Consider the following 11,186-nt stretch of genomic DNA (forward strand, 5'->3'; position numbering starts at 1 on the left):
TTAGTGGAGACAGTATGGTGAAATGTTTATTAGGTTTGGGGTCTTTGTTTCCAATTATGCGTCCCCACATGGTTAGTGGAGACTGCTGGAGTCTAGAAAGCTTGATATACAAGACTTGTGACACCAGTTTGCGCGGATGAAATTAAAAAGTACCGTTTGAGCGATCGCTTGTCAAGTCCTCCCTTCATGAAAAATACCTCAAACCCTTTCCTGGTATGGATTACAGAGTTTGCGCGAGCCTCCTTTTTTCCTCAAGACCTCTAAAGCCATAGCTGATAAGGCTTTACAGGTTATATAACAAGCGTTCGATAAATACACCCCCTGGTTCGCGCAGTTTTAGGTAGTGTTGTTAGGTGATTTCCTTTAAAGTATCCCATAATCAACTAGAAAATTATTGCTGTGCAGCTTGTCTAACCTCATCTAGAGATAAACTTAAAGCCTGTGCTATTTGTTCTACACTCAAACCAGCAGCTAACATTGCTGGTACTGCTAGTAGTTTTCCTCTAAGTTCTCCTTTCTGTTCTCCTCTAAGCTCTCCTTTCTGCTCACCTTCTGCAAAGGCTTGTTGGTATACTCGTGTTTGCTTTAAGTCGCTTAATCCAAACATTGCTTCTATCTCCTCGATGTCCATGCTGGGAAATTTATAAACCAAAATTGTTTCAATAATTTGTAATAATTGTTGCTGTTGGCGTACAGATGCAATTTCTTGGTTGGTTCTGGTAATCAACTCCCTAGCTAATTGGATAGCTCTATCTTCATTTTCGATCACTAATTTAATCGTAGCAATGCCGATGGGTAAGGATGCACTTTCTCCTAATTCGTCTAGATAAATGAGGGTGACTCTTCCAGAAGCGAAGGATTCGCGGTAATGAGTAATTGGTGCGCTGTCAATGCTGCGAGTTGGGTAAATCACTACAGCGAACCAATCGTTTTCGGGTTTGTTTTGGCGTAAATATAGATGAATTTCTGTAAATAGTCGGGAGTAGATTGCTACGTCGGTTTGAAATTGGACTTCTAGAAAATAAATTGGTTGCTCTTGGTTTTCTGGAAGGAACACACCGTCAATGCGGAATGCTGTTTGCTTGATTTCGACTGATGAAAATTGGTACTGGGTAGCAGTATCGGATGACTCACCAATGATTTCAAAGAAAATATGCGGGAATTCTTGAAATAGGCGGTAAAATATGCTGTCTGTTTTCACGCTAGTTTTTTGAAGACTGAGATGCTGGTTTTGGGTGAGATAGTTGGAGATTAGGTGATATCATTAGCGATCGCTTCTAGTTCATCATATAAATTCCTCTCATTGTAAGGTAGACCTAAATTCTTAATCTCATTCAGAAATTTTTCTTTAACTTCTTTTTGGTAGGTAGTCAAAACATCTTGATTGCTAGAATTAGGCTGATCACCTAAAAGATATCTAATCACATCTATTTCTGTAACTCCACGTAAATTGTGCATTAATTGATTGCGACGATCTGCTTCGCGTTCTCTTACATATTTACCTATCCATTTCAGAAGTGTCCAAGATTGAAAATTCTTTTTTGGTGCTTGTTTACACAATTCACATAGCCATGCAACCATACCTTGATTGTTTCCCACTACAGAAAAATTACCAAAATCACCTTTATTGAGCTTTTTAAATATCTCATTATTTTTGATAGGAAAGGATAATTTCCCTAAAATTTTTATTTTTTCTTCCTTAATATTTGTGCTTCTATTTACACCTATTAAGTTTTTTAAGTGATTATCTTGTTGATATATCTCAGTGTCTTGTTCTCTTTTTTTAAAACCTAATCCTTCCTGAGTCCAAACAATTACTTCATCAACTCTTAATTTTCCGCTAGTTGGTGAATTAAAAGTTTCATAGCGACTATATAATTCATTGATTATAGCTGCCTTTAAAAAAGTTTCATGAGCAGCAGCTAATAATGTAATTCCCTGAATATAATTTTTTTCTTTAAAGAAAATTTCTGTTAAAGAGAGTGAATCAACAACACGCTGTATAGCTGGTATAACATCAAATTCGTTCTCATCTTTTTTAATCGAACTTTCACAAATATTAAAAACGCTCACCATATTCTTCAACCGAGGCATAACATTTTTAGTATCTATATAACCAATTTCCTCCAACATAGACAAAGCAGCACCTGGTAAACCTTTCCGAACTAACTGTTTTGCTTTTTCAAGTTGGATTCCCATCCAATACTTAGAAATATTGATTATCTCTGGTTCTGAAACTGGCTCATTATCATCATTAAAAAATACATTACTAGATAAAAATCTGACATTCTTAAAACTACTTAAACTGACAAACTGCACTGCTGAAGAAATTGCCGGAGTTCCCGCTTGATGACTAATATATACAGTTTCATTAGGCTGATATGTAGGAGATTCTGATAATTCCCCTTGAATCTTATTCAACTTTCTTTTCACCACCTCTAAAGTTTCATTCCAGTTATCTAGTCCTTTTTGAAATGATTCTAAAATATGGAATTGAACTTTAACTGACGAGAATATTTCCTGCTTCTGAAAATACTCCCTAAACATAGGTTCTAAAGTACAAGTATCCTGCCAAAAAGGAGAAAATTCATGTTTTACTTTCTCATTCAAATCACCATCTTCATCAACAAATATATTTCTTTGATCAGTCAACAATACAATAATCATAGATGGCTTTTCATCGGGATGATTCAAAAAATGTTGAGTGAAAGTATCTAACAATGGAAAAGCCAAATCGTCATAATTATCCTGTAAATGATTTTCATAGACTATACCTAATATCCTGGCAGGAACAGGATAAAGTTCGGTAGCTTCGTCTTCCCGAATAGCTGCAAATTTATCACATTTTCTGATATCTTTTTTATCATCATATCTAACATTCTCATGAAAATCTTCCCAATAGGAATCAGTCTTTAACTGCACATCACTATTGCCTGTTGTAATAATCCAAATTGACATATTAAATCTCCTGATTACCAAACTTTTTTAAATTCACTATCATCGTTGAGAAAATCCAAAAACTTTTTAGTTTCTGAAGATTCATCAGCAAAAATGGTCAGCAACTCTATATAACCTTTCCCTGACACAACTTTCCCCTGTTCATTAGTTACAAAACCTGGATACATACGATGCCAAATACGTCCTGTATTTCCCATACTTCCCGCTAAAATATGAGGATTTCTAATTCTATCATTCCCCTTATAAGCATCATGAAACCAGTGAACTGCTAGACTTTTTCCATTTTCCGCAAAACGCGCCCACACTTGTACTTTTGGTGAATACCAAGCTTCCCGCCATTGTGTGATATCATCATTTTTATTTGATTGATTTTGAGGTTGATTCTGAGCAATTTCGGGACGTTTTGGTGGAGATTTAAGAATAGGAGCTTGATTGGGTTTTGATGTATTTTTGTTATTGGGTATATTAGTTGCGACAGTTGTATTTGTAGATTTCTGTGTTGGTATATTGGTTAATAAATTTACATCCTGTTTAATTTGCTTATCTTGCGGTATCCAACTCCGAATTACATCACGAATTTGTTGGATATATTTAGCAATATCATTAGGATTATTTTGGTCATTTTCTAAATTATTGAGAGGATAATATTCTAACTCATCAATAAATTGCCAGTGACAACCAATAACCTTTTCTGGATGGTTTTTAAAATAGGTTGTGTGAAACTCTTTATGACATACTCTGCGCCAAGATTTACCAATTCCACCAAATAGCATGGTAAATTTAATTATAGCTTTGGCTGTATTAATTAACTTGAGTCTTTCCGCATCATTTATTTCAGGACGCATACAAAAAATATTTAAAGTTCCTTCCGAAAGTTCATAGTGTTTCGGATGAGATGGAAACCTCAAATCTTCTAAATTAAAATCAAAATCTATTCCCAATAATCCCACATTGGCATCTTTTGAATCTTGATTATTTTTGTCAGCAAATCCACCCCATAAATCTTTAGTAATTTCCTTGGCTGTAACTCCGTCAGTCATTCCTGCTAATAAACGTAAAGTATGTCCGCGTAATGCAGCTTTGAACATATTCGGACGAAATTCCGGTGTTTTATTAACTAATGTTGATACACCACCCTGTCCTTTGAGCTTAATTTGTAATAGTAAACGGGAATCTTTTTGATGACTATAATCAATTTCTTGAAAATATCCGTAACCAGCACTAACTCTAGAACCCAGTCCATTAGCTAACGCTCTTTCCCAGATTTTTTTAATTTTATCCCATTCAGATTTATCTAATTTTTCGGTACTAGAAAACCCGAATTTTAATGTAGTATGATAGAGAGATATCATTGAGTTTGCATTAGTTTTTTTATCTCTATCATCCTTAATTACTTGTCTGCTTTCTTGACTGTGAACAATATCTACTAATTTTGTTGTCCAGTCTAAATCAACTGGATAAGCACCATGAAAGCGCAAAATTCCAGGTTTACTACTACCATCTGCTAATTTTTTACCGCAATAGTTTTCTGCTTCTTTTTTCCCTTGTTCTTTTCCATAAATTTGCTTACAAGCACGAACAAAAGCACCTTTCATACTTGCACCGGAGAAATAGGGAAAACCTTTAGCACCAATAATTGGCCGGATAAAACCCTCATCTTGTCCGCTATTGGAAACCAATCTCCATTTGATTTTATATTCCCATGTTTGTACTTGAGAACCAAATTCTGGAAATTTAAAGTTTGTATTTTTCGCGGGTTTTACACTTGGCTTTGAACGCGCCAAAGCTTTATTTATTGGTTGATTAGATACAGCTTGATTGCTGTGAGATACTTCTTTAGGAAGTAAATCTTTAGGAAAAATATCCTTCCATTCATCAACCCATATCTCTGCATCTTGTCGCTTTTCTGAACTTTTTCGCTTATCAACAACTCTGTGAATTTGGCAACGTCCATCAATTTGAGCGCGGAACATCATGGGTACATCTTCAGGATTCATGGTTATTTTTCCTCTTTTTTCTATTTAACTTTATTAAATCGCTGTGTCCACCAAACTAAACTGTCACAAAATTGAGTTAAAACAGCCAAAGTTACTCTTTGATGCTCAATGGGAAATTGCTCTTTATCCCAGAATTTAGCTGTCATTTTCTTGATATCTTCGGTTTTAAAATTTTTGCCATCATGACCTATTTTTTCATTAGGAACAATAATTCCGGCTTGTTTCATAATTTCTACTAACTCTTGCCAAGTTGCTAACCAAAACTCTCCTTTATTGTAATCTTCACTATTTTCTTTCTTGCTCATTAAGCGTAAATGTTCTCCCCAAAATCTTTCTAATCCATAAGCTGCTGTGACGCGCATTTTGTGAGATTCTTTCAAAACATCTTTTTCCCGATATTTAAGAACTAGATGTTGTGCTTTTTGGTCTAATTCGTAGGAGTTCCAAGTCATGATTTTTTCTCAGTAATATGCTTAATTGTTAAATGACAATGACCTAAACCAATAGATTCGAGTCCACCCAAATATATTTCACCACTTAATGCTCCCTGAATCGGTTTCCATTCCCAATCTTTATCATGGGGTTTAATCGCAATTGGGAAGGCTAAAATAGTTCCTTCAGGTAAGGCTTCGGTATTAAAGAATTGACCTTTTTTAGCCATTTTTTTATCATCTTCTAAAGCGACTCGACTTTGACGATATAAAGCCATATCGTGAATCATAGCTATATCATTATCACTTACTACAACTGCTGGTAAATCTTCACCTAAAGGAAACCAATCTGATAAATTCCCTTCTCTTTTAATTTCTAAAAAACCGAGATTAAAAAAGAGAAATTTTTTGCCTTTATGTTTATTATCTTTAGATTCTAGGGAGCTATCCCATAATTTTTTAGAAGCTGTGTATTCTCTGGGGATTTCACTAGCTTTTTTATTCAACCCAGCTATACGATTATACCTTTTGAGTAAACTAGGACAAGTTACCCAGACAATTGGTTGTCCCGGACAAAAAACAGGTAGCCAAACAATAGAAGCGTGTTCTAATTTAATTACAGCTTCGCTGGTACTATCTGGTTCTCCTGGTGCGGCTTTTTTTCCATACCAAAAATTTTCATCTTGTTCGTGAGGAATTGTTTCTCCTTTCTTTTTTAGGTATTCGCAATATTGACGCATATCGGCTCGCAAACGACCGCGAATTGAACTACCATTAATAATGCCAGTTTGGGTAAATTGGTCACGAAATATGAGGTTTAAATTACCGTTTTCCTCTCCTGCTGTCGCTCCGACATGAACTGGTGCTAACGTTTCAATAATTCCACAAGCTTTCTGATACATTATTTTCTCTCCTATTAATTTACTAATTGAGATTCTTGATATTTTTGTAAACCTTTAATTTCTACTGGTAAACACAAACCAGAACCGATTTTTTGTAAGCTATATCCCTGATTAGGAAACCAGTCTGGATGAAATTCACTCCAGGTTTTATTAAGTGGTTTTGGTAATACATAGACACTGCCGGCGGGAACTGCATAACGTCCTCTTCCTAATCTTCCTGCTGAATTGAACCGATAAGGTATGGCTTTATCAGTTAATAATTTAGTTTGTTTTTCTGGAAAATATGATGCTAAATCAGGATGTTGGGGAAAGCGAAAAGAAAAGCGGGTTGAACCCCATACAGCAGGAGAAATTAAAGCAAATGATTGTTCTATTTTTTGCTCAAAAAGGTTCAAAACTTCCTTATTTTTGATATCTTGACATTCAATTTCGACAATATGATTTTCCCCTCCAAAGCGATACCATCCATTGTTTAGTTTATGGCTTGATAAATAAATTAAACAAGTATCTTCTGGCATTTGGACGGCACTTTCTAGAAACAAACCATCTTTAGCTTTGGAATGCCTTTCATCATCTTTCATGTGAGGATGAAGAGAAGATACATAATCCCAAGGATGATTAGCACAATTTGGTTTATTCTCATTCCAAGAAGTAATAGTTTGCCATGTAAAGGCTGGTTCTAATTTATCTTCATCTTCTTGATATTGTCTTTGTCGCTGCCAATTGCCATTTTTATCTAATACCCATTCGTCTCTATATTTCTCTTTATCTCCAGCAATAATTCTATGCCAAGGAATTGGTACATAAAAATTCTGTTCATATCCAGATTTAGCCCAAAATGGACCCGCAGTATGCAAGTTTTGAGGAAATTGTTCGTGAGTTTCCTTTTCCTCTGCTTCTGGTTTGGGAAAGTTTTTATCTGTTAATTTGGCATTAAATAATAAACCAGAAAGAACTGCTGCACTGGGTGGAAATTTTTCGCCAGAACGACCAACTAAATTTTCTGGGGAAAGAAATGCACCTGCACTACCATATAAAAAACCTAATGGTCTAATGATGATGATGTGTTTGTATTTGAACATAAGTGCCAACCAATTGTAATTAAATCTTCTATCCAATCAATCATTAATAAAGCTTTTTGAGCGGAACTTGCATCATCGCTTGCACCCACAAGTAATTTTTCATGACTTTTAAGAATGTCTTTATAGCCAGGAAAATAAATATCAAAAAATTCTAAAAAATCTCGCCGATAGTCAATAATTTTGCTTTGTTTGGCGGTGTTGTCTTTATCAATTTCTTGACGACGACGGTTTTCTCCTAGTCCAAAAGCGTGACGGGATTTGAGTTGGGCTAAATCGCTGTATATATGCGTCCAATTGGGTTCATATTTACTATCTCGACCTTTGTGTTCCCATTCTGGATAGGTGTTACCTTTTCTGTCTTTGTATGCTTTTAATATGTGTAAATATTGCCACGGACAAGTCCATTCTACATACTGTCCACTATTAAATACAATTCTAATGGTTACGCGATCGCGTTTCAAACTTTTGGCTGTATCCTGTGCTTGACGACAATGTTGCAATACATCTCGTTGGGGTACACTCCCCGCAACCCACACAAACCCTACACTGACACTAATACCTTGTCCGTTCTCTTTCCACTTATCATTTAATGTCATCAACCATTCCAATGCAGTCAATCCAGGAATCGGTTCTCTAACATTTTTACTATAAATTACACCTAAAAAATCATCGCCACCAGCATAAATTACTCGTCCAATCTCATCTTGTTCTGCAAAGTTATTATAGAAATCCTCCCCCCAATTTCTTAAAGCCAGAGTAAAGTCTCTTATTCCTTGTTCACCATAATTTTTCGCTATTTCTTTGAGTTTATTACCAACTTTATCTCCATCTCCTATAAACCAACCCGTCCATTGTCCGGGTTCAGATTCTGATTGTTTGGTTAGCGATTCGGTAATTTTTTCTTTTATCGTTGGTTTGCGTTGAATTTCACTAAAGTTCTCTTCCAATTCTTCAAAAGGTTTATTCTGATGTCTGCGCTGGCTAATTTTCTCCCTCACTTCGTACCATGTTACTAGGCGTTTAGTTAATTCTGGAATGCTCAATTTTTCAGTAGAATCAATAACTTCATTGGTAATTCTTTCCAATCCTTCATAAAAAGGTTTAATACTACTATCTTCTTTTCTATAGTGGAAATGCTCTAAATTTTGAGATTTAGGTAGTTCTCCACCCAATCCTGGAAATGCAATTCCATCTGTACCTGTCAAACTTGAACTTTCCCCAATCCAGTTAATTGCAGTCCAATCACGAGAAAGCTTGCGAGTTTCCAAATCTTCCATTGCATTTGCAATAGAATCACCTTGCCCCCAAAAGATTTCCCAAGTATAGTTTCCCCAATGTCCCCACTCACGTTTCCATTCATATTTATAATTGGATAATTTGGTCTCAATCCAGTTACGACAAACAAAAAGAATATCTTCCCAAGCTGTTAATAATTCTTGGCGTGCAATATCTTCGGGGAAATGACCTTTTATAAGAATGCGGTTTGGCATTCCCTTTTGTACATTGATGTTTGCAGGGGAAATTACTGTAGTTTCTGGAGGTTTATGTGCTGCTATCACTATCTGTTGACTGAGGTAGGACAAAATTAATGACGCACCATATAAGTCCCGTAACTTCCGAGATTTTTCGATAAATCCCTGCACTGGTGCAAAGGTAATAGCAGTGTATGTGTATTTTGCTTCATCAGACATACTCTTACTTCAACACGTAAATAACTTTAACTACAATATCTGGCACTAGAGAATCGTATAATGAGCAACTTAGATGCTGCCCAAAATAACTGATTTTCTTTATCTATGTAACAATACGTAAAGGAAAAGTAACAAAGTAAAAAGAATTGGTGATCCCCTTACTTGTTATTTTTCAACTTAACGCTCATATTACTAAGTGTTGCAGAGACGACCTGAGTTGCAACCTCCTTTCATGCGAATGACGAAAAATATCACACCAAAAATCTACTGTAGGGTGCGTCAGACTGCATAAATCTAGTGAATAAACAGATTTTTCATATCTGACGCACCTGACCAATGTGTCAGTGATTAAGTCCTGTTATGATAAATCCCTAGACAAAAGTGCATCTTGAAAAATGCCAAAACCAGCAGATACCAGCACAAAAAAACTAATTAGCCTTGCACCAGACAATTGGGTAAGATGGGTAACAGATATTCCTAATATCAAAGCCCATGAAATTTTATCGGGGGAATTTCAATGGATAAGTAGAGAAAGTGATGTATTAATCCGTGCCACAAGTCCCGAACATGGAGAATTTCTCGTATTAAATGAACTGCAACTGCGTTACAGTTCCAAAATGCCCAGACGAATGCGTTGTTATGCAGCACTTGCAGAAGAAAAATATGAATTACCGACTTAAGTAATTGGACAAAAATATTTACAGTCATTGCGAGCGAAGCGAAGCAATCCCAGCCCTTGCGATTGCGTCATTCCACTGCGTTCCATTCGCAATGACATTGTGTAATTAATTCTGTCCTAGTACTTACCCGGTACTAATTAATATCTTGCAGACAAGTGATGTAGAAATACCCACGAGATTTACATCAAATCTTGCCGGATTAACAGCAACCCAAGATTACCGTGTGATTAATTTGTGGGAAGTTGATGTGAATATTCCCTTTCAACAATCTTTACCATCATTACTTCCCTTTGTCCCAATTCTGAAAGGAGGAGGAAATGAGTCTACAATTAGGGAAGCATTGCAAATCTTACGTCAAGATCAAGACTTAAATCAACTGGAGACGGTTCTAGCATTTTTTGCTACCTTTGTATTAGAAAGTGCGTTAGTTAAAGACATCATGAGGTGGGATATGGCAGTTTTACGAGAGTCACCTTGGTATGAAGAAATACTAAAAGAAGGAGAAATAAGAGGAAAAAGACTAGGAGAAGCAGAGGGAATTATATCGAGTATACGGACGAGTTTGGAAGCAAAGTTTGGCAATGAAGCTTTGGAATTAATGCCTCAAGTTTCTCAAGTTAATGATTTGGAACAGTTACAAGGAATTTTGCGAACTGTGGTTTTAGCCAATAATTTTGAGGAATTACGGCAAACTTTTTCATGATTTTTTGTTAATTAGTAGCTATAGCCACAGTTACCAAAATTAGGACGTAAAAATCATAATTTGTAGGGGTTTAGCATTGCTAAACCCTTACCAATCGCTGCAATATACCTGACCCCAGAAATCTGTTTGACGATTACTGTCCGACTTCGGTAAGTCCTCGAAAGTCTATTATATTAATGCCGCCTTTATTATTTGGTATTACAGAACCAACTGTAATAACTTCTTCTTGGGTAGATTTTAAGCTATTAAAAACTAAGTATTTCGCAACATAGAAGGGAGTTTTCAGGAAACAATTGTTGTTCACAAAACTATTGTGCTTTACGTGATTACTCTTCCAGGTAATGCTAACTGTGGAAAAAGTGTCTTTAGTGCAATATATTCGCACTTCTTGAGTTTTTTCTTCTTCTAGTAATGCTGAACAAGAAAAAGATAAATAAATAACAGCAAAAACAAAAACTAAACGAATCATTTTTGATTTTCCAATTACAATTTTACTTACTAATTTAGGATTTACGCATTGTACAAATCAATCGTGATATGCGTTCACCAAAATACCTTATTTCAGGCTGCAATTAATTCTATTTTTGCCGATAAATCAACCGTGGAGTAGGGGTTTAGCACTGCTAAACCCCTACGATAAATGTGTTTTTCACGTCCATATATATTTAATGTTTTTTGTCAATGCGTAACTCCTATAATTGTCAAACAAGTTTCCAATTATTCCGAATTAACCCAATCGGTG

The 11,186-nt window shown here is 35.7% G+C and carries 8 protein-coding genes, 2 pseudogenes and 2 CRISPR repeat arrays (2 of these 12 only partly in view); of the genes and pseudogenes, 2 read left to right on the forward strand and 8 right to left on the reverse strand.

Annotated features, from left to right (window positions below; genetic code table 11):
* A CRISPR array of direct repeats spans positions 1–83; the repeat unit is 37 nt; unit sequence GTTTCCAATTATGCGTCCCCACATGGTTAGTGGAGAC; it begins 464 nt to the left of the window's first position.
* Positions 84–391: 308 nt separating this feature from the next.
* From ANA7108_RS0125060 to ANA7108_RS0125090, 7 genes are read right to left on the reverse strand one after another with little or no spacing between them, the layout of a single operon-like run.
* Positions 392–1,201, reverse strand: a complete 810-nt coding sequence (locus ANA7108_RS0125060; protein WP_016953587.1) for an Rpn family recombination-promoting nuclease/putative transposase — start codon at positions 1,199–1,201, stop codon at positions 392–394.
* A 50-nt stretch (positions 1,202–1,251) separates the two neighbouring features.
* A complete protein-coding gene (locus tag ANA7108_RS0125065) occupies positions 1,252–2,958 on the reverse strand; it encodes a hypothetical protein (RefSeq protein ID WP_016953588.1) in 1,707 nt (568 codons plus the stop codon).
* A gap of 14 nt (positions 2,959–2,972) precedes the next feature.
* Complete coding sequence (locus ANA7108_RS0125070; protein WP_016953589.1) at positions 2,973–4,955, reverse strand: RAMP superfamily CRISPR-associated protein; 1,983 nt, start codon at positions 4,953–4,955, stop codon at positions 2,973–2,975.
* A 20-nt stretch (positions 4,956–4,975) separates the two neighbouring features.
* On the reverse strand, positions 4,976–5,407 hold the full coding sequence (locus tag ANA7108_RS0125075) for a hypothetical protein (protein WP_016953590.1): 432 nt from the start codon (positions 5,405–5,407) through the stop codon (positions 4,976–4,978).
* On the reverse strand, positions 5,404–6,288 hold the full coding sequence (locus tag ANA7108_RS0125080) for an RAMP superfamily CRISPR-associated protein (protein ID WP_016953591.1): 885 nt from the start codon (positions 6,286–6,288) through the stop codon (positions 5,404–5,406). Before ANA7108_RS0125080 ends, ANA7108_RS0125075 begins: the two co-directional genes overlap by 4 nt.
* Positions 6,289–6,302: 14 nt before the next feature.
* Entirely contained in the window at positions 6,303–7,370 is a 1,068-nt protein-coding gene (locus ANA7108_RS0125085) for a type III-B CRISPR module-associated Cmr3 family protein (RefSeq protein ID WP_016953592.1), read from the reverse strand.
* The gene (locus ANA7108_RS0125090) at positions 7,331–9,061 is read right to left on the reverse strand and encodes a type III-B CRISPR-associated protein Cas10/Cmr2 (RefSeq protein WP_016953593.1); all 1,731 of its coding nucleotides are present in this window, start codon (positions 9,059–9,061) and stop codon (positions 7,331–7,333) included. The genes ANA7108_RS0125085 and ANA7108_RS0125090 overlap by 40 nt, the downstream gene beginning before the upstream one ends.
* Before the next feature lie 395 nt (positions 9,062–9,456).
* Here ANA7108_RS0125090 and ANA7108_RS27910 point away from each other — a divergent pair.
* Both ANA7108_RS27910 and ANA7108_RS27915 read left to right on the forward strand, forming a co-directional pair.
* Positions 9,457–9,735 (forward strand): annotated as a pseudogene (locus ANA7108_RS27910) (transposase); the annotation flags it as partial.
* A gap of 127 nt (positions 9,736–9,862) precedes the next feature.
* Positions 9,863–10,444: pseudogene (locus ANA7108_RS27915) on the forward strand (transposase); the annotation flags it as partial.
* Between the two features lie 133 nt (positions 10,445–10,577).
* Here the strand turns inward: ANA7108_RS27915 and ANA7108_RS0125100 are convergent.
* Positions 10,578–10,913 carry a hypothetical protein gene (locus tag ANA7108_RS0125100; RefSeq protein ID WP_016953594.1) on the reverse strand — a complete coding sequence of 112 codons (336 nt, stop codon included), beginning with the start codon at positions 10,911–10,913 and terminating at the stop codon, positions 10,578–10,580.
* Positions 10,914–11,153: 240 nt separating this feature from the next.
* Positions 11,154–11,186: a CRISPR direct-repeat array (repeat unit 36 nt) (it continues 586 nt past the right edge of the window).

The sequence above is a fragment of the Anabaena sp. PCC 7108 genome (assembly GCF_000332135.1).
Lineage (GTDB): Bacteria > Cyanobacteriota > Cyanobacteriia > Cyanobacteriales > Nostocaceae > Anabaena.

Coding starts and splice junctions, on each gene's coding strand:
- ANA7108_RS0125090 (WP_016953593.1), bottom strand. CDS start 9,061: ATGTCTGATGAAGCAAAATACACATACACTGCTATTACCTTTGCACCA.
- ANA7108_RS0125085 (WP_016953592.1), bottom strand. CDS start 7,370: ATGTTCAAATACAAACACATCATCATCATTAGACCATTAGGTTTTTTA.
- ANA7108_RS0125100 (WP_016953594.1), bottom strand. CDS start 10,913: ATGATTCGTTTAGTTTTTGTTTTTGCTGTTATTTATTTATCTTTTTCT.
- ANA7108_RS0125080 (WP_016953591.1), bottom strand. CDS start 6,288: ATGTATCAGAAAGCTTGTGGAATTATTGAAACGTTAGCACCAGTTCAT.
- ANA7108_RS0125075 (WP_016953590.1), bottom strand. CDS start 5,407: ATGACTTGGAACTCCTACGAATTAGACCAAAAAGCACAACATCTAGTT.
- ANA7108_RS0125065 (WP_016953588.1), bottom strand. CDS start 2,958: ATGTCAATTTGGATTATTACAACAGGCAATAGTGATGTGCAGTTAAAG.
- ANA7108_RS0125070 (WP_016953589.1), bottom strand. CDS start 4,955: ATGAATCCTGAAGATGTACCCATGATGTTCCGCGCTCAAATTGATGGA.